18 protein-coding genes are annotated in these 25993 nt (G+C 62.7%); 5 read left to right on the forward strand and 13 right to left on the reverse strand.

What is annotated here, in order from left to right; all coding sequences use genetic code 11:
• Positions 1-4: 4 nt before the first annotated feature.
• Positions 5-1114, reverse strand: a complete 1110-nt coding sequence (locus P0D84_RS17710; protein ID WP_408338429.1) for a porin — start codon at positions 1112-1114, stop codon at positions 5-7.
• A gap of 352 nt (positions 1115-1466) precedes the next feature.
• Here P0D84_RS17710 and P0D84_RS17715 point away from each other — a divergent pair, with 352 nt between their 5' ends.
• On the forward strand, positions 1467-2402 hold the full coding sequence (locus tag P0D84_RS17715; RefSeq protein WP_408338431.1) for a DMT family transporter: 936 nt from the start codon (positions 1467-1469) through the stop codon (positions 2400-2402).
• 71 nt (positions 2403-2473) lie between these two features.
• On the opposite strand, the gene rsmA is transcribed toward P0D84_RS17715, so the two are convergent.
• From rsmA to P0D84_RS17735, 4 genes are all read right to left on the reverse strand, one after another.
• A complete protein-coding gene (gene rsmA, locus P0D84_RS17720) occupies positions 2474-3340 on the reverse strand; it encodes a 16S rRNA (adenine(1518)-N(6)/adenine(1519)-N(6))-dimethyltransferase RsmA (RefSeq protein WP_408338433.1) in 867 nt (288 codons plus the stop codon).
• A 259-nt stretch (positions 3341-3599) separates the two neighbouring features.
• Positions 3600-4610 carry a 4-hydroxythreonine-4-phosphate dehydrogenase PdxA gene (gene pdxA, locus P0D84_RS17725; protein WP_408338435.1) on the reverse strand — a complete coding sequence of 337 codons (1011 nt, stop codon included), beginning with the start codon at positions 4608-4610 and terminating at the stop codon, positions 3600-3602.
• Between the two features lie 5 nt (positions 4611-4615).
• Positions 4616-5980 (reverse strand): peptidylprolyl isomerase, encoded by a 1365-nt coding sequence (locus P0D84_RS17730; protein WP_408338437.1) that lies wholly within the window; start codon positions 5978-5980, stop codon positions 4616-4618.
• 67 nt (positions 5981-6047) lie between these two features.
• Positions 6048-8414, reverse strand: coding sequence for an LPS-assembly protein LptD (locus tag P0D84_RS17735; RefSeq protein ID WP_408338439.1), 2367 nt, complete (start codon positions 8412-8414; stop codon positions 6048-6050).
• 222 nt (positions 8415-8636) lie between these two features.
• Here P0D84_RS17735 and P0D84_RS17740 point away from each other — a divergent pair, with 222 nt between their 5' ends.
• On the forward strand, positions 8637-9728 hold the full coding sequence (locus P0D84_RS17740) for an aminoglycoside phosphotransferase family protein (RefSeq protein ID WP_408338441.1): 1092 nt from the start codon (positions 8637-8639) through the stop codon (positions 9726-9728).
• A gap of 3 nt (positions 9729-9731) precedes the next feature.
• Positions 9732-10445: an N-acetylmuramate alpha-1-phosphate uridylyltransferase MurU gene (murU, locus tag P0D84_RS17745; RefSeq protein ID WP_408338443.1), complete on the forward strand. Its 714-nt coding sequence runs from the start codon at positions 9732-9734 to the stop codon at positions 10443-10445.
• Positions 10446-10573: 128 nt separating this feature from the next.
• Here murU and P0D84_RS17750 read toward each other — a convergent pair whose 3' ends face one another.
• On the reverse strand, positions 10574-12454 hold the full coding sequence (locus P0D84_RS17750; protein WP_408338445.1) for an ABCB family ABC transporter ATP-binding protein/permease: 1881 nt from the start codon (positions 12452-12454) through the stop codon (positions 10574-10576).
• A gap of 263 nt (positions 12455-12717) precedes the next feature.
• Positions 12718-14475 carry a cytotoxic necrotizing factor Rho-activating domain-containing protein gene (locus tag P0D84_RS17755; protein ID WP_408338447.1) on the reverse strand — a complete coding sequence of 586 codons (1758 nt, stop codon included), beginning with the start codon at positions 14473-14475 and terminating at the stop codon, positions 12718-12720.
• Between the two features lie 565 nt (positions 14476-15040).
• On the opposite strand from P0D84_RS17755, the gene P0D84_RS17760 reads away from it, so the two are divergent.
• A complete protein-coding gene (locus P0D84_RS17760) occupies positions 15041-15436 on the forward strand; it encodes an acyl-CoA thioesterase (RefSeq protein WP_408338449.1) in 396 nt (131 codons plus the stop codon).
• 208 nt (positions 15437-15644) lie between these two features.
• On the opposite strand, the gene P0D84_RS17765 is transcribed toward P0D84_RS17760, so the two are convergent.
• The 3 genes from P0D84_RS17765 to P0D84_RS17775 all read right to left on the reverse strand — a co-directional run bounded on the left by P0D84_RS17765 (position 15645) and on the right by P0D84_RS17775 (position 20215).
• Positions 15645-15983 (reverse strand): DUF4148 domain-containing protein, encoded by a 339-nt coding sequence (locus P0D84_RS17765; protein WP_408338451.1) that lies wholly within the window; start codon positions 15981-15983, stop codon positions 15645-15647.
• 314 nt (positions 15984-16297) lie between these two features.
• Entirely contained in the window at positions 16298-19408 is a 3111-nt protein-coding gene (locus P0D84_RS17770; RefSeq protein ID WP_408338453.1) for a sensor domain-containing protein, read from the reverse strand.
• 330 nt (positions 19409-19738) lie between these two features.
• Positions 19739-20215: a nitrate reductase associated protein gene (locus P0D84_RS17775; protein ID WP_408338455.1), complete on the reverse strand. Its 477-nt coding sequence runs from the start codon at positions 20213-20215 to the stop codon at positions 19739-19741.
• A 156-nt stretch (positions 20216-20371) separates the two neighbouring features.
• On the opposite strand from P0D84_RS17775, the gene fdhD reads away from it, so the two are divergent.
• Positions 20372-21211 carry a formate dehydrogenase accessory sulfurtransferase FdhD gene (fdhD, locus tag P0D84_RS17780; RefSeq protein WP_408338457.1) on the forward strand — a complete coding sequence of 280 codons (840 nt, stop codon included), beginning with the start codon at positions 20372-20374 and terminating at the stop codon, positions 21209-21211.
• A gap of 128 nt (positions 21212-21339) precedes the next feature.
• On the opposite strand, the gene P0D84_RS17785 is transcribed toward fdhD, so the two are convergent.
• The 3 genes from P0D84_RS17785 to P0D84_RS17795 all read right to left on the reverse strand — a co-directional run bounded on the left by P0D84_RS17785 (position 21340) and on the right by P0D84_RS17795 (position 25909).
• Complete coding sequence (locus P0D84_RS17785) at positions 21340-22110, reverse strand: enoyl-CoA hydratase (RefSeq protein WP_408338459.1); 771 nt, start codon at positions 22108-22110, stop codon at positions 21340-21342.
• A 149-nt stretch (positions 22111-22259) separates the two neighbouring features.
• Positions 22260-23459, reverse strand: coding sequence for an acetyl-CoA C-acyltransferase (locus P0D84_RS17790; RefSeq protein WP_408338461.1), 1200 nt, complete (start codon positions 23457-23459; stop codon positions 22260-22262).
• Between the two features lie 14 nt (positions 23460-23473).
• A complete protein-coding gene (locus P0D84_RS17795; RefSeq protein WP_408338463.1) occupies positions 23474-25909 on the reverse strand; it encodes a 3-hydroxyacyl-CoA dehydrogenase/enoyl-CoA hydratase family protein in 2436 nt (811 codons plus the stop codon).
• Positions 25910-25993: the final 84 nt, after the last annotated feature.

Raw genomic sequence — 25993 nt, forward strand, 5'->3', positions numbered from 1 at the left:
GGGGTCAGAATTGATGCCGCAGACCGGCCATCAGGCCGATCTGGCTGCCCTTCTGCGCGAGCCCGACCCCGTTGACGCCCTGCAACTGCGCGCCGATCAGGTCGCCCCGGTACAGCGAGTAATCGCCTTCAACATAGACATCGGTGCGCCTCGAGAGGTTGTAGTCGGCGATCAGTTGGTACTGCCATGCCGAACCGTCCTGCGCGGCAGTCTTGCCGTCCTGCAGCGTGCGCCAGACGTTCGCGGCGAAGTGCCACGCGGTGCCGACCTGCTGCGTGATGCCGCCCATGATCATGCGGCGCCGCGAAAAGTCGGTGTACTTGAGCGCGGCCAAGGCGGGGGCGGTGAACGGCCCATTGGCGAAGCTCGAAAAGCCGGCGTCGTTCTGATTGACGATATAGCCGACGGAGAACCGGGTCATGTTCCACGTGTACGACCCACCGAAGGTCCAGTCCGTCGCGGCTGAGCCGTTGACCGAATCTTTCGACTTTTCATACGCGGCGCCGAGCGTGAACGGTCCGCCCGGTGCGTAGGCAAGCGTCGCGCCGACCTGGCTGCCGTACGAATTGCCCGCGTTGCCGCCGAACGCATAGCCAGCGGCAAAATAGAAGCCGTTGTATTTCGCCTGATACTGCACCTGATTGCTGGTCCAGATACCACCGGTCATGGTCACTTCCGGCTGGAAGCTGAAATCGTACGGAATCCAAAGATTGCTGCCGTATCCGCCGATGGTGATGCCCTCGATCATCACGTTGTACTGACGGCCGAGGATCACCTGACCATACGCGTCTGAGCGCACGCCCACTTGCGCCTCATTGAAGAACGGCATGTTGGGATCGCTTTGACCGCTATTTATGTAGAAACGGTTTTCGAGCTTGAAGAAAGTAGACCAGCCACCGCCCAGGTCCTCGACGCCTCTTATGCCCCAGCGGCTTTCGGTCGTGCCGCCGTTGCCGAGCGCGAGCTTCGAATCTCCGGCGCTGTTTACGTGGGTGAGATACCGCACGCTTTCGTCGACCACACCGTAGAGCGTCACGCTGGATTGCGCGTGCGCCATCTGACATGCCAACGCTGCGGGCACCACTGCAATCCCCCACCGGCTTGCGTTCTTCATATCGTTTCCTGTACAGATTCCCGTTTTTCGCGGATATTTCGACACCGCCGCGCTTGATGCAAAGTACCGGCACGCTGCTCATCTGGACCGCACAAATCGGCAGGTACGGAGCAGAGTCCGCCTCGGAGCCTTGTATGGCGGCCCTGCCGGCTGCGCGAATAAGCTGACAAAATGCGTTTGGCTGAACCTTAGCGCGAATCTGAAGCCGCAAGAAAATAGACTGACGTAAGTGTTGTTAAGTCATCGAAGTGCTTGCAGCTTGTAAGAAGCACGCGTAGGCCGTGGGGTCATCGCATTGCGGCTCGAACGGTTTTGATATCGTATGACCTATGATCGCGACTCGACACCCCTCATGAGCACCACTGCCCTGCCCGTGCGCCGCGCGCCAGATAGCTTTGCCATCCTGCTGATGATCGGCTTGTGCGCGATCTGGGGACTCCAGCAAGTCGCGATCAAGAGCACCAACGCGGCGCTGCCGCCGGTATTCCAGGCCGGCTTGCGCTCGGCAATCGCAGCCGTGCTGGTATGGGGCTGGGCGCGCTCGCGCGGCACCCCGCTCTTTCGCGACGACGGCACGTTGGCTGCGGGCTTGCTCGCGGGTGTGTTGTTCGCGGGGGAGTTTGTCTGCATTTTTCTCGGCCTGACGCTGACCAGCGCTTCGCGCATGGCGGTCTTTCTGTACACCGCGCCCTGCTTCACGGCGCTCGGGCTGCACTGGTTCGTCGACGGCGAGCGGATGCGGCGCATTCATTGGCTCGGCATCCTGGTGGCGTTTGCAGGTATGGCGCTGGCATTCGCGGACGGCTTCCTGCACGGCCAAGGCGCACAGGGTGCGACGCTGAAGGGCGCCGCCGGCGACGCGCTCGGGGTGCTGGCCGGCATCGCGTGGGCCGCGACCACCGTGGTGGTGCGCGCCACGCGCCTCGCCCATTCGAGCGCCAGCAAGACGCTCTTCTATCAATTGACGGTGTCGGCGGTGGTGCTGATCGCGCTCGCAGTGGGGCTAGGCCAGACACGCGTGGACACCGTCACGCCGCTGGCGCTAGTGAGCCTCGCGTATCAGGCGGTGATCGTGGCGTTCGTCAGCTATCTGGTGTGGTTCTGGCTGTTGACGCGCTACATCGCGTCGCGCCTGTCGGTGTTCTCGTTCTTGACGCCGTTGTTCGGCGTGACCTTCGGCGTATTGCTGCTCGGCGAATCGTTCAGCCTGCGCTTTCTGATGGCGGCCGTGCTGGTACTGACCGGCATCGCGCTGGTCAATGCGCCCGGGAAACCTCGGGCACGTTAGCAACGTGGTGGCATGTCGAGGCATGCCACCACGGATGGTGGCGCGCCTCTTTCAAGCTTGTGCTGCGCCGTTCAGCTCTCGCCGTTGCCGGCGGCCGCGGCGCCGCGCGCCGGCGAAGCCGCCACGATCTGCGCCACTTGCACATATTCGGCTACCGGCACATCCTCGGCGCGGCGTTGCAGATCGAAGCCCAGCGCCTCGAAATCCACCGAGTCACGATACGCGGCCAACGTGTTGCGCAGCATCTTGCGCCGCTGCGAGAAGGCTGCCGTCACCACTTCGCCGAGCACGCGTTCGTCGACGGCCGGCAATTCATGCAGCTCGTAGGGAATCATCCGCACGATCGCCGAATCGACCTTCGGCGGCGGGTTGAATGCCTCGGGCGGCACGTCGAGTTGCTTGTCGATCACGTAGCGGTATTGCAGCATCACCGAGAGGCGGCTGAACGCCTTGGTGCCCGGCTCGGCCACCATGCGCTCGACAACTTCGTTCTGCAGCATGAAGTGCTGATCGATCACGCGATGCGCGAACGCGGTCAGATGAAACAGCAATGGGCTCGAAATGTTGTACGGCAGATTGCCGACAATGCGCAGCGACGCCTTCTCGCCAGGTGCCGCCAGCGTGCCGAAGTCGAACGCGAGCGCATCGCCCGCATGCAACTCGAGCAGGTCGCCGAATTTTGTCTTGAGGCGGCCGATCAGATCGCGATCCAGTTCCACCGCGTGCAACGGCGCCTCCGGCGTCGCCAGACGCTCGATCAGCGGTTCGGTGAGCGCGCCGAGGCCCGGCCCGATCTCGACCATGCGCTCGCCGCGCTGCGGCCGGATCACGTCGACGATCGAATCGATCACGCCCATATCGACCAGAAAATTCTGTCCGAAACGCTTGCGCGCGATATGGCCTTGGTGCCGGCCCTGTTGCTGTCTGCTGGTGGACATCGAAGAAACGCTAAGAAAGAAAACTGCTTAAAAAGGAGCAAGCGGAACAGCTCGCAATCATGGGAAACGCTGACGAAGCCGTACGCCCTGGCGGCTGTTGCGGCCTGCCCGGCAATGCTACGCCATCGAGGCCGCTGGATCAGCCCGTTCGGCGGTGATAGGCGATCGACACGGCAGTATCAGCCCGTTCGGTGGTGCTGCTCCATCGACTCGACAGTATCAACCCGCGCGGCCGTGCTAGGCCATCGACACCGCCGTATCAACCCGCGCGGCGGTGCTGCGCCATCGAAACCGCAGTATCGATCGCGGCGATCAGACTGCCCGCGTCGGCACGGCCGGTGCCGGCCAGATCGAGCGCGGTGCCATGATCGACCGAGGTGCGGATGATCGGCAAGCCGAGCGTGACGTTGATGCCTTCGCCGAACGTCGCGTATTTCAAGACCGGCAAGCCCTGGTCGTGGAACATGGCCAGCACGCAGTCGGCCTGTTCCAGATAACGCGGCTGGAACAAGGTGTCGGCCGGATAGGGGCCGGGCGCGTCGATGCCTTGCGCGTTCGCGAGCTTCAGCGCCGGTGCAATCACGTCGATCTCCTCGCGGCCCAGATAACCGTTTTCGCCCGCATGCGGGTTCAAGCCCGTGACGAGAATGCGCGGCGCGGGCAAACCAAAATGGTGGCGTAGATCGTGATCGATGATGCGCAACGTCTCGACGATCCCTTCGACCGTCAGCGCGGCGGAGACGTCTTTGAGCGGCAGATGCGTGGTAGCAAGTGCAACGCGCAACGGACGCTTGCCGGTGCCGGCCAGCATCATCACCACGCGCGGTGTGTGCGTGCGCTCGGCGAGATATTCCGTGTGGCCGGTGAACGGTACGCCGGCATCGTTGATGGTGCTTTTTTGCAGCGGCGCGGTAACGATCGCGTCGAACGTGCCGGCCACGGCGCCGTCGATCGCGCTGTCGAGCAGATCGAGCACGTAGCGACCGTTGGCGGCGTCCAGCTTGCCAGCCAGCGAGGGCGCGCCGAGCGGCCGATGCTGTACCCGCACGCGCTTGCCGTCGGCCACCAGCGCAGCCCAATCGACGCCGACCGCGCGCGCGCGTTCCGTCAGCAGATCCGCATCGCCCAGCACGGTGAACTGCGCGCCGGGCCAATGCGCCGCCGCGCCCGCCAGCGCCTGCGCGGTCAGCTCTGGGCCGACGCCGGCAGGCTCGCCGGTCGTGATCGCGATCTGCAACGGAAGGCTGGTGGACTGCGCGGCGCTTGTCATGATGGTTATTGCGTGGTGGTCAGCGTGGGCTTCACTTCCACGTAGGCGGTGTCGCGCAATTCGCGCAGCCAGTCGGCGTAGGCCTGTTCCGCCTTGCGCTGACCGATCGCCTGACGCGCCAGATCCATCTGCTGCGAAACCGAGCCTTCCGATTCGCGGCGGCCCAGCACCTGAATCAGGTGATAGCCGTATTCGCTGCGCACCGGGTCGCTGATCTGACCGTCCTGCAGGCTGTTCATGGCGCGCTCGAATTCCGGCACCGTCTCGCCGGGGCTGATCCAGCCGAGGTCACCGCCTTGCGACGACGAACCGTCTTGCGAGTAGGTGTGCGCGAACTTCGCGAAGTCGCCGCCCGCGGCGATCTGGCTCTTGATGTCGAGCAGTCTCTCACGCGCTTGCGGCTCGGACATGCCGTCGCCGACGCGCAGCAGAATGTGGCGAACGTGCGTCTGCACGAGCTTCGGTGCATCGGAACTGGTGCCCTGGCCCGCGCGACGATCGACGAGGCGCACGATTTCGAAGCCGTCGTTGGTGCGGATCAGATCCGGATTGACCTCGCCCGGGCGCAGCGCCGAAGCGGCCTTGACGAACTCAGGCGGCAGCTTTGACGGCGGCAGAAAACCCGTATCGCCGCCTTTGGACGCATCCGGTGCTTGCGAATTCGACTTCGCCAGCTTTTCGAAATTGGCGCCGCCCTTGGCTTCGGTGAGCAGGGCCTGAGCTTTTTGCTGCGCGGCTTCGATGTCGGTTTCCGAAGCATTCAACGGCGCCTTCACCAAAATATGCTGCAGGTGCAGATCGCTCGTCAGGCCGGCATTCGGGCCACGCTGGCTGGCGATATAGTTCGCCACCTCGGCGTCCGACACGGTGACCTTGCTGTCCACTTCCTTCTCACGCAGACGCGAGAGCGTGAGCTCGGTCCGCGCGTCGCTCGTGAAGGTGGTCCAGGGCACCCCTTGCGCCTCGATACGCGCGCGGTAAATCTCGAGCGTCATGTTGTTCGCCTGCGCGAGCCGCTCGAGGGTTTTTTGCACGGCGGCGTCGTCGATGGTGATGCCGTCTTCTTTCGCCTTCTGCAACTGGATGCGTTCCAGCACCATCTGGTTGAGCACCTGCTGACGCAACTGGTCCATCGGCGGGACTGGCGCGTTCTGCTGGTTCAGCCGGCGCGTGATCAGGCCGATCCGCTCGTCGAGCTCGCGCCGCGTGATGACACCGTTGTTGACCACCGCGGCAATGGTGTCGACCGTCTGGCCACCATTGCCGGACGACAGCGCCTGCGCCTGAACCGGCGCAACCGACAGGAAAGACGCCACGGCGACAAGACCGGCCGCAAGCGTTGCCAAGCGAAGCTTTTTCATGATTGCCACAGATACTCCAATGATGTCGGGCGCGCCTGGCCCGTCTTTTCGCATTCTATGAATGAGCGTGCGAGGGTCATTCGTAATTGGTGAAACGCGCTTCCGGCGGCGGCGGTGGCGGCAACGGCGTATAGCCCGCCACGCTGGAGCGGAAGGCGGAAATCAGCCCGTTGTCGACGCTCGACAAGCCCTTGAGCGTCAACTGCGCGAGAAACCGCGTGCCCGTCTGCTGCTGGGCCGACGTGTTCACCCCGTTCGCGTAGCGCTGAATCCCGGCGCCGAGCGTCCAGCAGTCGGCGTCGTATTGCAGGCCGATCAGACCATCGACGATCCGATGCCCGTCCAGGTCGTAGTTGAAACGGCCGACCCCGTACACCCGGTGTGTCAGCGGCCATTGCCCCGAGATCAGCACCTGATTGATCGGCTGATTGCCCAGCGTGGTGTTCGCGCGGGTGTAGCGATACCCGACATTGATCACCTTGCCGGTGGCCGGACTGAACCCGAAGCCCACGCTCGTCTGCACCAACTGGTTGTTGTCGGCATTATATTGGAACGCCGTTTCCGAAGCGAAACCGGCGCCGAGCTTGAGCGACGCCCCCAGGATCAGATCCGAATGCGTGGCCTGCGTGCTGGTCTGACTCGAATCCAGCGTGACGCGCTGGTCCTGGAAGTAGTACTGCTGCGCGATCACGAAGCGCGCACGTTCGTCGCCGGTGGCCGGGTTGAGGAAGCGCGTGGTGATGGCCGCGGTCAGACGATTCGCGTCGGCGATCCGGTCATTGCCGACGAACGTGTTCGGCGTGAAGATTTCCGCGAGGCCGAAATCGGACTCGGCCGTATCGAACAGCGGCGCGGACGCCTGGTTGCGGTACGGCGTGTAGACGTAGTAAAGCCGCGGTTCCAGCGTCTGGATGTAATCCTGGCCGAAGATCCGCACCGAGCGGTCGAAAATCAGCCCGGTGTCGAAGCTGAGCGTCGGGATCGATTCGGTGAAATTCTTCGGCGTGCCGACCGGTACGTCATCACCGATGTTGCTCAGGTTGTACGACGCGAAGTGCCACTGCACCTTCGGCGTCACGAAGTAACCCGGCCCGACCACCGAATACGACAGGTACGGGTTGAACATCACCCGCTGACCCTGGGTCATGTCTGCGGTGGTGATGCGAAAATTCGAGTAATCGGCTTCCGCGCCGTAGTCGAAGCCACCGACGTTGTACTTCGCGTACTTCACATTCAACTGCGGCTCGCGGCCGTACGGCGCGACGGAGGGCGTCAGCGTCTGCCAGTGCTGCTCGCGCGCGAGCACCGACCACGGGCCGTTGTTATAGGTCAACCCGGCTTCCTGTTGATACAGGAGCTGGGTGCCGTTCATGAACTGATTGACCGACGACGACAGGTCTTCCGGATACGTGTTGTCCGAAACCTTGTTGTAATAGATGTAACCGCCGAACCCGTTGCCGAAGTTCTGGTTGTGCTGGATGTACAGCGCGTAGCGGTTGGTATGCGTCAGGTGGTCGTCCGGCAGGAACTCGCCGGTGATCGAGCCCGAATACGTGGGCGACAGATAACGGAAGGTCGACTGCAGCTGCACACCGCGCTTCGAGATCAGACGCGGCGTGACCGTCAGATCGCGATTCGGCGCGATGTTGAAGTAATACGGCACCGACAGTTCGAAACCATTCGACGAACTGAGCGAGAACGTGGGCGGCAAGATCCCGCTGCGCCGTTCGCCCGACAACGGGAACGACATCCACGGCGACGCGAATATCGGCACGCCCTGGAAGAACAACACGCTGTTGTACGCGACGCCTTCGTCCGCGCCGGTGTCGAAATCGAACTCGCTGCCCTTGATGTACCAGGCCGGATTGTCCGTGCACGAGCACGCCGTGTACGTGCCCTTCGTGAACACCGAGCGCTCGTTGTCGAGCAGATCGACGCGTTCCGCGCTGCCCGAGCCACCCGTCACGTTGAACTGATACTTCGGCGAGGACATGAAGCCTTCGCTCGAGTCCACCCGCATATGCGCTTCCGGGCCGGCAAACGTGGCGCCGTTGTTGTTCAGGTGAACCTGGCCATATGCGTCGGCCATGTCCGTGTCCTGATCGTAGTGCAGCGCGTCGGCCTTGATCACGAAGGTATTGCGCCGCACTTCGGCCGAGCCCCTGGCGGCCATGTCCTGGTCGGTGGTGCCGCTCGTCGTGTCGCCAAGCACGAAGGTGGCCGCCTTCTGGCCCGACTGCAACGGATGTTCTTCAAGCTGCGGGGCGAGCTGCATGCCCCATGGCGCGTCGATAGGTTGCGGCTGCGCGGCTTCCCCCACCAGCTGGGCGTGCGCAAGCGCGGGCATCAGGCCCGGAACGGCGATCAACGCCGCGACGAGCCGCCTTTTGCGCGGCACTACGGCACAAGAGGGAGTCGTTTGGGAAAGCTGTCTAGGCGGCATGTATCGATTGGCGAATCGGCCCGTCCGTCAGCTTCTGCAGTCACGATCCACCGCCTGCACACCCCGACCGTGACAGTCGGCTGCACATCAATATTTACAATCTGTAGAACGATGAGGCGGGCGGTAAAGCGGAACACGCGAAAGCTGGCGTGAGTCGCGTCAAAAAAGTCGTGGGGTATTATATGGCAAGACGTTGCCCCTCAGAATTTGCCGCCGGTTTTCATGACGCTGCCCCCTGCCAAAGACCCTACCCCAGCTTCCTCCGACAGCCGCCTCGACCTGCTCAAGGCCTGGCTGAACGCCCATGCAGCGCGCTATGCGCTCGAACTGGACACGCTTGCGCCGGCTTCGTCCGACGCCAGTTTTCGCCGCTATTTCCGGCTTGCCGGTAAGGCGGCGGAAGGCGAAAGCGCCGGCACCCTGATCGCCGTCGATGCGCCGCCGCCCGAAAAGTGCCGCGAATTCGTGCAAATCGCGCAATTACTCGACGCCGCCAACGTGCATGTGCCGCGTGTGCTCGAGGTCGACGTCGACGCCGGGTTCATGCTCGTCACCGATCTGGGTACCGATTCGTACCTCGGCGCGCTGACTGAAGCGCAAAGCGGCGATGACCCGCGCCGCGCCCGCACGCTGATGCGCGACGCGCTCGACGCGCTGATCCGCTGGCAGCTCACGTCGCGCGAAGGCGTGCTGCCGCCGTTCGACGAAGCCTTCCTGCGCCGCGAGATGGAGTTGATGCCGGAGTGGTTCATCGGCCGCCATCTGGGCCGTGAGATCGACGACAAGACCCGCGGGCTGCTCGATCGCACCTTCGCGCTGCTGATCGCGAGCGCCCGGGCGCAGCCGCAAGTGTTCATGCTGCGCGATTTCATGCCGCGCAATCTGATGATCGCCGGCGCACCGAATCCAGTGAATCCCGGCGTGCTGGACTTCCAGGACGCGGTGGTCGGCCCGATCACTTACGACGTCGCCTCGTTGTTGCGCGACGCGTTCCTCGGCTGGGACGAAGAGTTCGAACTGGATTGCTTTGTGTACTACTGGGAGCGCGCGAAAAAAGCGGGCCTGCCGGTCGACCCGGATTTCGGCGAGTTCTACCGCCAGCTCGAATGGATGGGCCTGCAACGGCACATCAAGGTGCTCGGGCTCTTCTGCCGGATCAACTACCGCGACAGCAAACCGCACTACATGAAGGATCTGCCGCGTTTCATCGGCTATGCGCGCAAGGTGGCGGAACGCTATGCGCCGCTGCGCCCGTTCGCGAAGCTGCTCGACGAACTCGAAGGCCGCGCCAATGAAGTCGGCTACACGTTCTGACCGATGACGATGTCTCTGAAGAAAGCGATGATTTTCGCGGCGGGCCGCGGCGAGCGCATGCGTCCGTTGACCGACACGTGCCCGAAGCCTTTGCTCGAAGTGGGCGGCAAGCCGTTGATCGTGTGGCAGATCGAACGCCTCGCACGCGCCGGTTTTCAAACCATTGTGATCAACCACGCGTGGCTCGGCGAGCGGATCGAAGCCGCGCTCGGCGACGGTTCGCGCTGGAACGTCGAATTGCGCTACTCGGCCGAGCATGAAGCGCTGGAAACCGCGGGCGGTATCGTGCAGGCGTTGCCGCTGCTCGAAGACGAGGGCAACAGCGAAGTGTTCGTCGCCGTGAGCGGCGACGTCTACGCGGATTTCGATTACGCAACGCTAAACACGCGCGCCGAAGCGCTGAAAGCGCTGACCGAGCCCGGCATGCATCTGGTGATGGTGCCGAACCCGGCCTTCCATCCTGGCGGCGACTTCGGTTTGATCGACGGCGTGCTGTCGCTCGATGCACAACCGCGCTTCACGTTCGGCAACATCGGCCTCTACGACACGCGCATGGTGCGCGGTCTGCCGCGCGGTACGCGGCGCGCGCTCTCGCCGCACTACCGCGAGACGATTGCACGCGGCCTCGCGAGCGGCGAGTTGTACGAAGGCCTGTGGGAGAACGTCGGTACGCCGGCGCAACTGCAGGCTTTGGATCAGCGTTTGAGCGCACGCTGATTGCGGGCCGCATAGCGCTGAACGACGCACCGGAATAACACGCGCGGCGCAGCGTGTCATGGTCAAAACTGGGCGGTCAACGCCGATCGCCCAGCAGTGCGTCCCGCCGCCGCTCGCTCAGTGTTTGCTCAGTGCTCGCTATGCACCGTTTCAGCCGACTCCGGCGCCTCTGCGGCACGCTGCTGCTGCAACGCCCACATCTGCGCGAACAGACCGTCTGCGAGCAGCAACTCGGCGTGCGTCCCGCGCTCGACAATGCGCCCCTTGTCCATCACGATGATCTGCTGCGCGTGCACCACCGTCGACAATCGGTGCGCGATGATCAGCGTCGTGCGCTCGCGGGCGATCTGGTCGAGCTCATACTGGATCGCGCGCTCCGAACGCGAATCGAGCGCCGACGTAGCCTCGTCGAACAGCAGGATCGGCGGGTTCTTGAGGATGGTCCGCGCAATCGCCACACGCTGCTTTTCACCGCCGGACAACTTCAGACCGCGCTCGCCGACCGGCGTCTCGTAACCCTTCGGCAAGCCTTCGATGAAGTCGTGAATATGCGCCGCGCGCGCCGCCGCGATCACTTCGTCGCGCGTGGCCGATGGACGGCCATAAGCAATGTTGTAATAGATCGAATCGTTGAATAGCACCGTATCCTGCGGCACGATACCGATCGAAGCCCGCAGCGAATCCTGCGTGACGTCGCGAATATCCTGACCGTCGACGGTGATCGCACCGCCCGTGGCGCGGTCCAGATCGTAGAAGCGGAACATCAGCCGCGCGAGCGTCGATTTGCCCGAACCGCTATGGCCGACCACCGCCGTGGTGCTGCCCGCCGGAATCGTGAAGCTCACGTCGTGCAGAATCTGCCGCGCCGGCTCATACGAAAAGTTCACATGCTCGAAGCGGACCTGCGCACCGCTCACCCGCAACTCGGGCGCGTCAGGCACATCGGGCACTTCCTGGGCCGCGCCGAGCAGCGTGAACATGCGGTCCATATCGGTGAGGCTTTGCTTCAGTTCCCGATACACGACACCGAGAAAATTCAGCGGAATATAGAGCTGCAACATGAAGGTGTTGATCAACACCAGATCGCCGAGCGTGAGGCGGCCGGCCATCACGCCTTCGGTCGCGCGCCACAGAATGAAGACGAGCCCCGTGCCGATGATCGCCTGCTGCCCGAAGTTCAACGCCGACAGCGAGCGCTGCGATTTGATCGCGGCCGTGCGATAGCGTTTGAGGTTTTCGTCGTAACGCGTCGCCTCCCACTCTTCGTTGCCGAAGTATTTGACCGTTTCGTAGTTGAGCAGTGAATCGATTGCGCGCGAATTCGCCTTTGAATCGAGATCGTTCATCGTGCGGCGGAAATGCGTGCGCCACTCGGTGACTTTCACCGTGAACGTGATGTACGTGGCGAGCGCAATAAACGTGACGATCGCGTAATACGCCTCGTATTTGACGACAAAAAAGCCGAGCACGAGACCGACTTCGACCAGCGTCGGCAGGATGCTGTACAGCGAATACGAAATCAGCTGGGTAATGCCGCGCGTGCCTCGCTCGATATCGCGCGACATGCCACCCGTCTGGCGGTCGAGATGGAACCGCAATGACAGTGCATGCAAATGGCGGAACACTTTCAGCGCGAGCTGCCGCACCGCGCTTTCGGTCACCTTCGAAAACAGAATTTCGCGCAGCTCGGTGAAAAGCGAGGTGGACAGCCGCACCACCGCATAGGCGACCACCAGTAGACCGATGCCGCCCAGCAGCACGATGCCGGGCGAATCGTGCGCGCGGCCGAGCGCAGTGAGATGCTGAACCGACGCGAGGCTGTCGACGATCCGCTTCATTACGATCGGCACGCCGAGGTTGGCGACCTTCGCGCCGATCAGGCAGCTCAGCGCGAAGCCGACGCGCCATTTATAGGTGGCGAGGTAAGGCAGCAGCGACAGGATCGTTTGCCAGTCGTTGCGCGGCTGGGTCGAGATCGGTGAAGGTTCGGATGAGGGCGTACGGCGCATGGGATCGGCTGGGGAGAGTGTGAAAGCGACGGAACCGCCATATACAGGTCAGACAGGCACAGGTCAGACGCGCTCCAGCGATGTCCGCGGCGCCCGCCTTCACTGCGGATGGCTTAAGCGCCCTGTCATTGCGGATCAGTCTACCGTATCCCGGAATGTCCGGCTTGTGCCGGTCGCGGTCTTGCCGTGCCCGCTGCCGGACCATTTCCAGAAAGACCTCGGCAACAGCAGTACTTCGCCCCCAACCGTTTGCCCGGCCCCCGTCAACTGCCTTGCGGGGTGAACTTATATTTTTCCGTCTCTATTGCTTTGTAGTCGTATGTGAGGGGATCGCCGACGCGCCCCTTGGTGGCGGCTCTTTTCAGTGCACCTTTTTCATAAAGCACGCTGACAGAGACGCGTCCTCGTGCATCTTTTCGAATCAAAGCAACACTCGTTCCTATCGACGGTATTTTTTCATCGGGTTCAAAATAATTGTTAACGTGGGTTCCTTTCGACCACTCCCATTCCGGACGATTAATACGCGTGTCGTCCTGCGGACGGGCCTTATTGAATTTTCCGTTATAGGTAATCACGGAAAAGGGATAGTCATTTGCCATATCGACCAGATCGTTATTACTGGGTTGCTCCAGTGCCTTCTTTTGCGCATCTGGCTTTAAATGTTCGTGCGCCTCGCGCAGACTGCTCACGCCTTCCCGAGCGGTTTTCCAGTTGGCGTTTGGAGTCGATGTCCCGGTATGGTAAGCATAAAATTTCTGGTTATCCGCAGCGAACATCGCGGTACATCCGCTGAGACTCCCTGTCGTCACCAGAACCGCCCCCTTGGGCGGTATATCCGCAAAGGAGATTTGTACAGCACCCACGCCTTCCCGGCCGTTTTCAAGTTCGATCACATCGATCTGCTCACTCAGCTTGCGCGTGCCTCGTCCCCATTGACCGAAATAACTGTTCGAGTTTGAAGCAAAAGAAGTGACGTCCCGCCCATTGCCCGTTCGCAGAACTTCTTGCGCCGCAGCGGGTGGGATATCCGACGAACTAGCCGGCCTGGACATTTTCATATCCTTGTCGTAACGATAAAAACTAAACCTGGTGTTGTTCTTGCCCGGCGCCTTGAGGTAAATGGCGCCTCTCCCTTCAAGGGGCGCAATATCGCCTTTCCTGACCCGGTTGGCATCGCTATAGAACGCCCCCTGGATTTTCGACTTGATCGTAGAGGGTGGTCCTTTCCGGCTCGTGCCTGGTTGCGGCTCGCTTGTTCCGGCTTGCGGCTCCCCGGCAGGGGGCGTCTTTTTTGGCCGCGCCCCATGCCCGCTTGCGCCGGATCCCCTCGACTCGCCTGGTAATTTCGGGGGCTCGGTTGGACTCAGCGGATAGCCCGTACGGCCATCCGGCAGTCGCTTCGGCGGATTGAAATCCGGACGGTTCGACGGCGCTTTCGCGGGTGCGCCGTCCTCTCGCCTGATGGGTATTTCAGCGCTCTCTCCGGAAGGCAAATCGTTGATACTGAAGACCAGATCGTGCACCTGGTCCAGCGTCAACGGCTTGTTTTCGGACATGGCGGTGAGCACGTCAGCGGAAACAGTAATGACATTCATCACGCCGCCGCCCGGCGTCAACCCGCGAATAGCCACGAGAACCGAATCGATCTGCGCGGTATCTTCCGCGATCGCCTTCCTTTCCTGAGTGGTGATATTCCTGCCATGCATCACGACGTGGTGCACATCACTGACACTCGCGGCGAACGCGCCGATCGGGTGTTTAAGTGCATCCTTGACGGTTTCCAGCACACCTTCCAGCGTGTAATCGGTTCTGACGCGAATGCCCCCCACATATCGGACCTCATCCGGGCCGTTACGGGGCGGCTGCTTCTTTGGCGGCGAAGCTGTCGGGTCGTCTTCAGGTATAGAGCGCTTCACGCGTGCGCCAGCGGAGCGCGCGCTTCGTTCATCGCCGGCGCGCGCCAGATTGTTCGGCTGCGGCTCTTGCCAATGGGAAGCTGCAACACTGCTGGTGATTCTCATCGATAATCTCGCGTCGTCAGATTTCGGAACGTGCGCACTGCTCGTTTTGTCTGGCTCGAGATCGCCATCCGCGGCAGCGCCCCGGATATCCGGAACGAGGCAATCCGCACAGGAACCGCCATCGTGCGCTGATGTTTTTGCGGAGGGTGTTACCCCCGTACTTCGCAGCGCCACTTCACAACGAGATCGTCGAAACAGAAGCAACAGGAACGCGCGCCGCCGATTCCCGGCGGATCATGTGTTACCAGCGGCACGCCGACTGGTAGTGAACCGGCCTGACTCACTGCTTACCGGTACGCGCCCTGCCTAGGCGCTTTCCCGTACAATTCCTGATCTTTTACTGTCGCAGAAGCCGGCTGGCGCCGCTTTCATGGGATGGCCGGCCGTGGTTTCATGCGGGCCGTGCCGCTGTGCCGCGCGGCTGTGCTCCGCAGCCATGCCGTACTGCTGTGTCGCACTGCTGTGTCGTACCGCTGTGTCGTACCGCTGTGTCGTGCAGTCTTCGTGAAATCCCCCGCTTGCTGGTCGAGCCGGCCGAGCCATTACGAATTTCAAGGGTGCCCCGATGACCGATCCTCTTCAACTGCCGCAAAAACCTTGCGCGCTGCGCGTCATGCCGCAACCGTCGGACGCGAATGTCCACGGCGACGTGTTCGGCGGCTGGATCATGGCGCAAGTGGATATCGCCGGTTCGATTCCGGCAAGCCGCCGCGCCAACGGGCGCGTGGCGACCATTGCGGTCAATTCGTTCGTCTTCAAGCAGCCGGTGTTTGTCGGCGATCTGCTGAGTTTTTACGCCGATATCGTCAAGACGGGCAACACGTCGGTGACGGTGGCGGTCGAGGTCTACGCGCAGCGCATGAGCCTGACCGAAGACCTCGTGAAGGTCACCGAAGCGACCCTGACCTATGTCGCGACCGATAGCGACCGGCGCCCGCGTGCGCTGCCGGTGCTGGATTGAGCGGCGGACAATGAATGAAAACGAGGCGCCTGCGCGCCTCGTTTATCTTCATACGTTGTGCTTGGCGGACTGCGTTTGCGCAGGGTGCACTGCCAGGCCGTGCGTGCCGGATTGCGGTCGCGAGGCGGCGGTTGCCACGTTGCGTTTTGCCGGAATCTCCCAGCGCAAACACGACTGAGCCGGCAACCTCCGTCCGGCCCGCAGCCGTTTATTGGCTTGCCGCTGCGCCTATCCCCGCCTTCTTCTGCGCGTTCTGGAGATCAGTCGGGTAGTTCGGATCGTTGCGCGACGGGTTATACCCGTTACTCTCCAACTGCTTCAACTCGGCGTTCTTCTTCGCCCGTCTCTGCTTGGCCGCGGCACTGCGCTCGGCCTTCGTGGTGGCCGTCTTTGAAGCGGGCACGGGTTTGGCAGCATCGGCGTCATCCCCTGCCGGACCACCGCCACCACCACCGCCGCTTTGCGCGAACGCCGGTGCGACCGAAGCCACGCTCAGTACAACCGATGCCAGCAGCACAGCCCATTTCCTTGCAGGTGAAGATGTCATTTTTCTCTCCAGTCGGATTGGCGGATAGTCGACGGCGAAACGCCCATGACAGCGTGCGAGCAGCAAAAAGCGGGCGCAACGCTACGTGAATCGGTGCTTCGTGGTTCCCAGCGAAGTCTGAGATGGGAAACTCGAATATATACGACCGACACTCACGCGGAAACCGCTTTACACGGCGAAAGACCGGACAAATCGTCGATTAATGTCGCCGTTTTGACCTGGCGAACGCCTTACTGGCTTAATACTGCACAAACCCCGTCTGATCGGTTGCCGCAGCGCTTCGCGAGTCTCGCGTAGCGTTGCATCGCCACGGGTTACACCGTCACCGCTTCCCTGCCCACGCCCCCCTGGAACAACTCGGAGATCGCATCCGTCGACAGCGGCCTCGCGAAGTAGAAGCCCTGCATCTCGTCGCATGCACGCTCTTTCAGAAAGTCGAGTTGCGCCGAGGTCTCCACGCCTTCCGCGATCACCTGCAACTCCAGCGAATGCGCGAGCGCGATGATCGCCGAGGTAATCGTTTCATCGTCGCCCGATATGCCGATATCCGACACGAATGAGCGGTCGATCTTCAGCCGGTCCACCGGAAAGCGCTTCAGATAGCTAAGGCTCGAATAGCCGGTGCCGAAGTCGTCGATGGCAAGGCCGATGCCGAGCGCGTGTAGCTCGTTGAGCATCGACACCGCCTCCTCGGCATTGCGCATGATGGTGCTTTCGGTAAGCTCGAGTTCGAGATACTGCGGTTCGAGACCCGTCTCGGCCAGCACCTGTTTGACGAGCTTCGCGATATCGCGCTGCTGAAATACGCGCGCAGACAGATTCACCGAGACCCGCGTCGGCGGCAAGCCTTCGTCCTGCCACGCCTTGTTCTGGCGGCACGCCTCGCGCAACACCCATTCCGACAACGGCCCGATCAAGCCGCTCTCCTCGGCAACCGGAATGAATAACGACGGCAGCACCAACCCGGCTTCCGGATCGCGCCAGCGCACCAGCGCCTCGGTGCCGACGATCTGTCCGCTCTCGATATCCACCTGCGGCTGGTAGTACAGCAGGAACTCGTTGTCGCGCAAGGCGCGGCGCAAACGCCGCTCGAGATTCAGGCGCGCGCCCGCGCTCGCATTCATCTCCGGCTGGTAGAACTGGAAAGTATTGCGGCCCATGTCCTTCGCGCGATACATCGCGAGGTCGGCTTTTTTCATCAGCGTTTCCGCGTCTTCGCCGTCCTGCGGAAAGAGGCTCGCGCCCATGCTGCAGCCGACATACAACTCGGTGCCGTCGAGCCATACCGGCTCGGAAATCGACGCACGCACGCGCTCCATCCACGCGATCAGCGATTGCTCGTCGACGGTATCGGTCATCACGACCACGAACTCGTCGCCGCCGTGCCGCGCGACCGTGTCGCTGGTTCGCGAGCAGCGCGCGAGCCGCTCGGCCACCACACTCAGCAAGCGGTCGCCGACACTATGACCGAGGGTATCGTTGACGTTCTTGAAGCCGTCCAGATCGATGAACACAACCGCGACGCCCTTGTGATGCCGCTGCGCCACAATCAACGCATGCTGCAGGCGATCGCGCAGCAGATTGCGATTCGGCAGCCGCGTGAGACTGTCGTAATTGGCCTGATACTCGAGCTGTTCCTGATAGCGGATCAGATCGGTCACGTCGTTGATCACGCCGATGTGGTGCGTGATCACGCCTTCCGCGTTCGGCACCGGAGCGATGAACAGTTGATTCCAGAACAGCGCGCCGTCCTTGCGATAGTTGCGCAGCACGGCGCTCACCTCACGGTTCGCAGAGAGCGCCTGACGGATCAACGCGACGCCTTCCTGGTCGCGGTCATCGCGCTGCAGTACGCGGCAATCGTGGCCGATCACTTCGGCGGGGTCGTAACCGGTGATGCGCATGAACGCGGGGTTCACGTATTCGATCAGATTGCCCGCCGGCGACGGCGCGGTAATCAGAATCGCGTTGACGCTGGCATCGAGCGCGCGGCTTTGCAGACGCAAAGCCAGATCGGAGCGCTTGCGCTCGGTGATGTCCGTATAGGATCCGAGCACGCCGATCACGCGGCCGTCGCTGTCGGTGAACGGCAGCTTGCTCGTGACCATGGTGCGGTGCACGCCGTCGATCAGCACATCGACCTCGAAGTTCATCTTCGGCACGCCGGTCGTCACCACCTCCCTATCGTGCTCGTTCAGCAGCTCGGCGTAAGCGCGCCACGGCATCTCGCTGTCGCTCTTGCCGACTACCTGCTCAGAGTAAGAGAGTCCCGCATCGCGCGCGAACGCCATGTTGCAGCCGAGATAGCGCGACTCCTGATCCTTCCAGAAAATCCGCTGCGGAATGTTGTCGATCACCGTTTCGAGCATCTGGTTCGAACGCTGCGCTTCGGCTTCGGCGTTGATCTGCTCGGTGACGTCATCGGCCAGCACGAAGAAAGCGGCGCGGCCCATGAAGCTGAGCGAGTGATACGAAATGTCGGCGCTGATCATTGAACCGTCCTTGCGCCGGTGATGCCAGATACCCGCCATCGTGCGGCCCTGTTGCAAGACATCGCTGCGCTGCAGGTGCGATTCGAGCCGCGCAATTTCGCCATTCGGCCGGATCGCCCGAATCGTCATGCCGAGAAATTCGCTTTCCGAGTAGCCGTATTGCTGGATCGCGGCCGCGTTGACCGCGAGAAAGCGCAGCGTCTCGCTGTCGAAAATGTACATCGGCACCGGATGATCATCGAACAGGCCGCGAAAACGCTCGTCGTTGCGGCCGAGCGCGTGGACGGTACGCAGCTTCTCGCGCGCGCTGCTTTCGCGGGCGCCGAACGTGAAGATCAGGAGCGTAGCGCCGCCCAGCATCGTCACGAGCAGCAGAAACATGGCGCGTTGGGTCTCGCTGGTAGAAGCCGCGACCGACGCCTGCAACGCCTGGTCCTCCTGCTGGCGCAACGCCGCGAGACCGGCTTCCACACGGCCGAGACCCAGCCCGAGTTGCGTATAGGTCGACGCCGCCCACACGCGCGATTCGTCCGGCGCGGCGTTGGCGCTCTTCAACAGCGCATCGGCGATATCGTGCTGCAGCGCGTGACTGTCCGCGCTTAGCCTGGCGAGCGTGTCGAGCATGGCGGGTTCGTCGGTGATTTCGTTGCGCAAATCCCGCTCAAGACCCGCCAGCACGGGCGCCATGGCGGCGACCTCGTTCACCGGCACGGCCTGACCCGTCGCTTCGAAATGGCCGAGCGCCGCCAGCCCGCCGTCGAGCGCCGTATGGTAGGCGTCGAGATGCTGACGCACGCTCGTCGAACGCAGCATGCGCGCGTCAGCGTCGCGCTGGCCGCAAATCTGCGTATAGGCGACGCACGCGTTCGCGCCGACCGCCGCGGCGACGACCGCCAGATTGATCAGCAGCCGCTTCGATAAAAAAGGAGTCATGGGTTCCGAACGTCAATCGTTCCGAGGGCGGGAGCGCGGGGTCGCTTGCGGTGCGTCGGGTCGCATCGAGTCTTTTTACGCGCCAACCCATGGATAACGGCAGGATTCGGAACAGATTGAGGGCGAGGGATGAAAAAATCGCAGGGTGCCTGCGCGGCTTCTCACCGCGCGTGAATGTTCGGCGGCCGTTTTGGGGCTGATGGCGGCGGGTTCGTAGTTTCGGGCGGCAAGGTATAACCGGCCGGACCTGGCCGGCCGCATCTAACCGGCCACGTCTAGCGGCAGCGCCCAGGCGGCCGCACCGAGCTGGCCGCGCCTAGCCGGCCGCACCTAGCCGGCCGCACCAAATTCCTTCATCGCGGGGACGAAGTCGTGGTTGCTGTCCGGCTTGCGCGACAATTTGGCGAGGACGTAGCGCTTGAACGGGTCGAGTTCGGCCCACTGAGCAACGTCCGGCGTCGGCAGGCCGGCCAGCCCCGCCTGATGCGCGACGCCATCCGGCACGCTATCCGTGCGGCGCCAGGCGGGCGCTTCCTCAGGCGTAAACCACTCCGGCTCGACGTTGGCGTGCGTGCGCAGCATTTCGAACAGCGCATGGTCGAAATTCGGTTCGATTTCCGCGTCCTCTTCGACCGGAAAACGCGCCAGCAGCTTGCGATCCTCGAGCGGTAGCAATTGCCACTGCGCGAGCGTGATGCGCAGCCCGAAGCGATCAAGATTGAAGCGCACCGACATCGGGATGTAGGTGAAATTCTCCGAAGACGCGACTTCGAAGTTGAACAGAAGCGGTGCTTCGTTGAGTCCCATGACAGTATTCCTCTTTGGTAGCGGGCAGCGCACCAACCCAGCTTGAGGTATTTTAGAACCTTATTCGCGTAATAGCGGCGTGATCTGGCACCGCTTCGCAGCGCCGGGCAACGCTGCAAGCCGCTCAAACGCGCAGCATGACAGGAGTGAAACAGCTTGAACGAACTGGACACAACCGGGCAGCCGGGCACCGTGGAGCGCCACGTACACCGACATCGCGGCGCGGTGGTCGAATCCGTCACCGATCACGTCGGTCAGGAGTGGCCGGTGGCGCTCGTCTTCAACGGCATCTCGCACGCGGTGATGATGTGCACGCCGCGCGATCTGGAAGCGTTCGCGGTCGGTTTTGCGATTTCGGAAGGGATCGTGGAACGCGGCAGCGACATTCAGGACATTGAAGTCGAGCTGCACAACGATGACGAATTGCCGCACGCCGAGGTGCAATTGAAGGTGGTGCAGCAGGCTTTCGTCGCGCTGAAGGAAAAGCGCCGCGCGCTCGCCGGGCGCACCGGCTGTGGCGTATGCGGAATCGAAAGCATCGATCTGCTGGATCTGAAACCGGAGCGCGTGCCCGACACCGGCTTTCTGCAACGGCTCGCGCCGGATGCGATCGCTCGTGCGGCGCGCGAACTGCCGGAACACCAGGCGCTGACGCGTCTGACCGGCGGCCTGCACGCCGCCGCATGGTGCGATGCGGCAGGCGCGATTCGCTACGCGTTCGAGGATGTCGGCCGTCACAACGCGCTCGACAAGCTGATCGGCCAGCTAGTGCTCGATCGCGCGGATACCAAGGAAGGTTTTGTGTTTCTGTCGAGCCGCGCCAGCTACGAGCTGGTGCGCAAGGCGGCGCGTGTCGACGTGCCGATGGTCGCGACGATTTCGGCACCGTCGTCGCTGGCGATTGCGATTGCCCGCAAGGCCGGCGTCCGGCTGGTCAGCTTCTGCCGCGAAACCAGCTACGTCGACTACGACACCTTGCAGTCGACGCAGCTTTGAGGCGCTGCGTCCGGGGCGTCTGGGGTGCGTTCAAGCGTCTGATTTACCCTCAGGCGTCTGACGCGCCCTCACGCGCTTGACGCACCCTCACGCGCTTGACGCACCCTCAGGCGCCTCCGCGCTGCCGCTCAGTCGAACTGCCGGAAATCCGGCTTGCGCTTCTCGAAGAACGCCTTGAACGCCTCGCGCGCTTCCGGCGCGAGCAGCATCTTGCCGAAGTGCACCGCTTCCTCTGTCATTTGCGTGTGCAGTTCCTGGTGGCTCGCGCGCTTCATCAGACTCTTCGTCACGCGCAACGACGAGGCCGGCAACGCCGCCAGCTTCGCCGCTTGCGCTGCCGCGAACGCATCGACTTCGGCGGCGGGCAGTACACGATTCACGAAGCCCATGCGGTGTGCTTCGGCGGCATCGAAGGCTTCGCCTAGCAGCAGCTTTTCCGCTGCCGCCTGATAGCCCGCCACACGTTGCAACAGCAAACTCGACGCCGCTTCCGGACACAGCCCGAGTTGCGTAAACGGCAGCGAAAAACTCGCCGTATCCGCCGCATAAACCAGATCGCAATGCAGCAGCAGCGTCGTGCCGATGCCGACCGCCGGCCCCGCCACCGCCACCACCACCGGCTTCTCCGCCGAGCTGATCGCACGCAGGAACTGGAACACCGGCGCGATTTCGCCCATCGGCGGGGTCTTCATGAAATCTTCGAGATCGTTGCCGGCGCTGAAGATGCCGGCAGTGCCGCGAATCAGAATCGCCCGGATCGACGTGTCGCCCTGTGCTTCGACCAGCGCGTCAGCCATCGTCTGATACATCGCGGCCGTGATCGCGTTTTTCCTGTCGGGCCGGTTGAAGGCAATCGTCAGCACGCCGTCGGCGCGCTCGACCAGAATATCCATTGTCATCTCCTCGTACTCCTCTTTGCTGCTGAATGGACAAAACGGTTCGCAAGCCAGGCGGCCTGCGAACCGTTTCCGCGGTCCTTAGCTGACCATTGCGGCAATCACGGCGAGGATCGCTCCAGCGACTGCCGCGGGGACCAGGGCAACCACGATCACAAACGCTCGATGATGCCCGCCGCGCCCATGCCGGTGCCGACGCACATCGTCACCATGCCGTACTTGAAGTTGCGGCGGCGCAGGCCGTGCACCACCGTCGACGCACGAATCGCGCCCGTCGCACCGAGCGGATGGCCAAGAGCGATCGCGCCGCCCAGCGGGTTGATCTTCGACGGATCGAGACCGAGGTCCTGAATCACCGCCAGCGATTGCGCGGCGAACGCTTCGTTCAGCTCGATCCAGTCCATGTCTTCGATCTTCAGGCCGGCGGCCTTCAACGCGGCCGGAATCGCTTCCTTCGGACCGATACCCATGATTTCCGGCGGCACGCCGCGCACGGCGAAGCTGACGAAACGGGCGAGCGGCGTCAGGTTGAATTCCTTCAGCATTTTTTCCGACACGACGATCAGCGCGCCCGCGCCGTCCGACGTTTGCGAGCTGTTGCCGGCGGTCACCGAACCCTTGTTGGCGAACACGGTGCGCAGTTTGGCGAGGCCTTCCATCGAGGTGTCGCCACGCGGACCTTCGTCCAGCGAGACTTCGCGCGTCTTCACCTTCACTTCGCCGGTGGCGAGATCGGGGAAACGCTCGGTGATCGTGTAGGCGGCGATTTCGTCGTTGAACTCGCCGGCTTGCTGCGCGGCGATCGCGCGGCGATGCGATTCGACCGAGAACGCGTCTTGCGCTTCGCGGCTGATCTTCCAGCGATTCGCGACCTTCTCTGCCGTCAGGCCCATGCCGTAGGCGATGCCGATGTCTTCATTGCGATCGAAGATGTGCGGCGACATCGACGGCTTGTTGCCCATCATCGGCACCATGCTCATCGATTCGCAGCCGCCGGCGATCATCGCGTCCGATTCGCCGACGCGGATTCGGTCCGCCGCCATCGCCAGCGCGGTGAGGCCTGACGCGCAGAAGCGGTTCACCGTCACGCCGCCGACCGAGTTCGGCAGGCCTGCCAGCAGCGCGCCCATGCGCGCGACGTTCAGGCCTTGTTCCGCTTCCGGAATCGCGCAGCCGATGATGGCGTCTTCGATCACCTTCGTATCGAGGCCGGGCACTTGCGCCACGGCCGACTTGATCGCATGCACCAGCAGTTCGTCCGGGCGCGTGTTCTTGAACATCCCGCGCGGCGCCTTACCGATCGGCGTGCGGCTCGCGGCGACGATGTATGCGTCTTGCAATTGCTTTGCCATTTGAAGCTCCTCGCTTAGTTCCGCACCGGCTTGCCGGTTTGCAGCATGCCCATGATCCGTTCCTGCGTCTTTTGCGTGCCGAGCAGATCGACGAACGCACGACGCTCGAGTTTCAGCAGCCATTCTTCGTCGACCAGACTGCCGGCTTCCACGTCACCGCCGCACACCGCTTCCGCGATGCGGCTGGCGATCAGAAAATCGTGCTCGCTAATGAAACGGCCGTCGCGCATGTTGACGAGCGATGCCTTGATGGTCGCAATCGCCGAGCGGCCCGCCACCGGCACTTGCGTGACACGCAGCGGCGGACGGTAGCCCGCTGCCGACAACGCACGCGCTTCCTTCTTCGCGACGTCGAGCAGTTCGAACACGTTGAACACGATCGTGTCCGACGGCTTCAGGTAGCCCATTGCGCGGGCGTCGAGTGCGGACGCCGAGACTTTCGCCATCGCCGCGTTTTCGAACGACTTCTGCACGAACTTCAGCAGATCGTTGGTCGCGCCGACTTGCGTTGCCGCTTCCGCCGCGCGCAATGCCGCTTCTTTCAGACCGCCGCCCGCGGGCACGAGACCCACGCCGACTTCGACCAGACCGATATAGCTTTCGATGTGCGCGACACGCTTGGCGCTGTGCAGCGCCAGTTCACAGCCGCCGCCGAGCGCGATGCCCGACACCGCCGAGATGACCGGCACGCTCGCGTACTTCACGCGCAGCATGCCTTGCTGGAATTTCTGCACGAACGGCTCGATACCCTTCGCGCCGCCCATCATGAAGGCAGGCATGGCCTCTTCCAGGTTCGCGCCCGCGGAGAACGGGCCGCCCGGCGTGCCGAGTTTCAGCGACGTAGGCTGCCACACGACCAGACCCTTGTATTCTTTCTCGGCGAGTTCGATGGCTTGCGTCAACCCGTCGATCACCGACGGCCCGATCGTGTTCATCTTGCTCTTGAACGACACGATCAGGACGTCGTTCTCGCCTGCACGGTCGTCGACCCAGGCGCGCACGGCATCGGTTTCGAACAGCGTCTTGCCGTAGGTCTTCGGGTCAGCCAAGGTTTCGCCTTCGAGCGGTGCACGGAACACCTGCTTGTCGTAGACGGACAGCGACGAGCGCGGCACAAAAGTCTTCGAAGCCGGCGACCACGAACCTTCGTTCGTATGCACGCCGCCCTTCTCGGCAACCGGACCTTCCAGCACCCACGACGGCAGTGGCACGTTCGAGAGCGCCTTGCCTGCCGCGATATCTTCCTGCACCCATTCGGCGACCTGCTTCCAGCCGGCCGTTTGCCAGCCTTCGAACGGACCTTCGTTCCAGCCGAAGCCCCAACGGATGGCCAGATCGACGTCGCGCGCGTTGTCCGCGATCGATTCGAGATGCACGCCGATGTAGTGATACACGTCGCGGAAGATCGACCACAAGAACTGCGCTTGCGGATGCTCCGATTCGCGCAAGAGCTTCAGACGTTCCGCCGGCGGGCGCTTCAGAATGCGGCCAACCAGTTCGTCCGCTTTCGCGCCGCCGTCGACGTACCCGCCCGTCTTCGGGTCGAGCACCTTGATCGCTTTGCCTTCCTTCTTGTAGAAGCCGCCGCCGGTCTTCTGACCGAGCGCGCCCTTCTTCACCAGTTCGGCGAGCACAGCCGGCGTTTCGTAGACCGGGAAGAACGGATCGTTCTTCAGCGTGTCCTGCATCGTCTTGATGACGTGCGCCATCGTATCGAGACCGACTACATCCGCCGTGCGGAACGTTGCCGACTTCGCGCGGCCCAGACGCGAGCCCGTCAGGTCGTCCACTTCATCGAAACGCAGGCCGAACTTCGCGGCTTCGGTAATCACGGCGAGGATCGAGAAAATACCCACGCGGTTGGCGATGAAGTTCGGCGTGTCTTTCGCCCGCACGACGCCCTTGCCGACCACGCTCGTCAGGAACGATTCGAGTTGATCGAGAATTTCCGGACGCGTGGTCGCGGTCGGGATCAGTTCGACCAGATGCATGTAGCGCGGCGGATTGAAGAAGTGCACGCCGCAGAAGCGCGCCTTCAGTTCATCCGAAAAACCGTTCGACAGTTCGGTGATCGACAGACCCGATGTGTTGGTCGCGAAGATCGCATTCGCTGCGATGTGCGGCGACACTTTCTTGTACAGGTCGTGCTTCCAGTCCATGCGTTCGGCGATCGCTTCGATCACGAGGTCGCACTCGGCGAGCTTCTCGATGTCGTCGTCGTAATTGGCGGGCTGGATGTACTGCGCGTCGTCCTTCACGCCAAACGGCGCGGGCGACAGCTTCTTCAGATTCTCGATCGCCTTCAGGGCGATGGCGTTCTTCGGGCCTTCCCTGGCGGGCAGGTCGAACAGCAGCACGGGCACCTTGGCGTTGATCAGGTGCGCGGCTATCTGCGCGCCCATCACGCCGGCGCCGAGCACGGCTACCTTGCGAATGATCAGATTGCTCACGTCGTTCCTCCGGGGAGTTATGCGGTGTCGCGAAGATGTCTCTTATGCTTCGCGATGTGTGACCAGGCGGCGCACCGCGCGTGG

The sequence above is a fragment of the Paraburkholderia sp. RL17-337-BIB-A genome, from assembly GCF_046025895.1.
GTDB classification, from domain to species: Bacteria; Pseudomonadota; Gammaproteobacteria; order Burkholderiales; family Burkholderiaceae; genus Paraburkholderia; species Paraburkholderia fungorum_C.

Bases quoted from the DNA above. Each gene is read 5' to 3' on its own strand.
- rsmA (WP_408338433.1), bottom strand. From the start codon at position 3,340: ATGTCCACCAGCAGACAGCAACAGGGCCGGCACCAAGGCCATATCGCG.
- P0D84_RS17775 (WP_408338455.1), bottom strand. From the start codon at position 20,215: ATGGGACTCAACGAAGCACCGCTTCTGTTCAACTTCGAAGTCGCGTCT.
- P0D84_RS17735 (WP_408338439.1), bottom strand. From the start codon at position 8,414: ATGCCGCCTAGACAGCTTTCCCAAACGACTCCCTCTTGTGCCGTAGTG.
- P0D84_RS17710 (WP_408338429.1), bottom strand. From the start codon at position 1,114: ATGAAGAACGCAAGCCGGTGGGGGATTGCAGTGGTGCCCGCAGCGTTG.
- pdxA (WP_408338435.1), bottom strand. From the start codon at position 4,610: ATGACAAGCGCCGCGCAGTCCACCAGCCTTCCGTTGCAGATCGCGATC.
- P0D84_RS17755 (WP_408338447.1), bottom strand. From the start codon at position 14,475: ATGAGAATCACCAGCAGTGTTGCAGCTTCCCATTGGCAAGAGCCGCAG.
- P0D84_RS17790 (WP_408338461.1), bottom strand. From the start codon at position 23,459: ATGGCAAAGCAATTGCAAGACGCATACATCGTCGCCGCGAGCCGCACG.
- P0D84_RS17785 (WP_408338459.1), bottom strand. From the start codon at position 22,110: ATGACAATGGATATTCTGGTCGAGCGCGCCGACGGCGTGCTGACGATT.
- P0D84_RS17770 (WP_408338453.1), bottom strand. From the start codon at position 19,408: ATGACTCCTTTTTTATCGAAGCGGCTGCTGATCAATCTGGCGGTCGTC.
- murU (WP_408338443.1), top strand. From the start codon at position 9,732: ATGACGATGTCTCTGAAGAAAGCGATGATTTTCGCGGCGGGCCGCGGC.
- P0D84_RS17760 (WP_408338449.1), top strand. From the start codon at position 15,041: ATGACCGATCCTCTTCAACTGCCGCAAAAACCTTGCGCGCTGCGCGTC.
- P0D84_RS17715 (WP_408338431.1), top strand. From the start codon at position 1,467: ATGAGCACCACTGCCCTGCCCGTGCGCCGCGCGCCAGATAGCTTTGCC.
- P0D84_RS17740 (WP_408338441.1), top strand. From the start codon at position 8,637: ATGACGCTGCCCCCTGCCAAAGACCCTACCCCAGCTTCCTCCGACAGC.
- P0D84_RS17750 (WP_408338445.1), bottom strand. From the start codon at position 12,454: ATGCGCCGTACGCCCTCATCCGAACCTTCACCGATCTCGACCCAGCCG.
- P0D84_RS17765 (WP_408338451.1), bottom strand. From the start codon at position 15,983: ATGACATCTTCACCTGCAAGGAAATGGGCTGTGCTGCTGGCATCGGTT.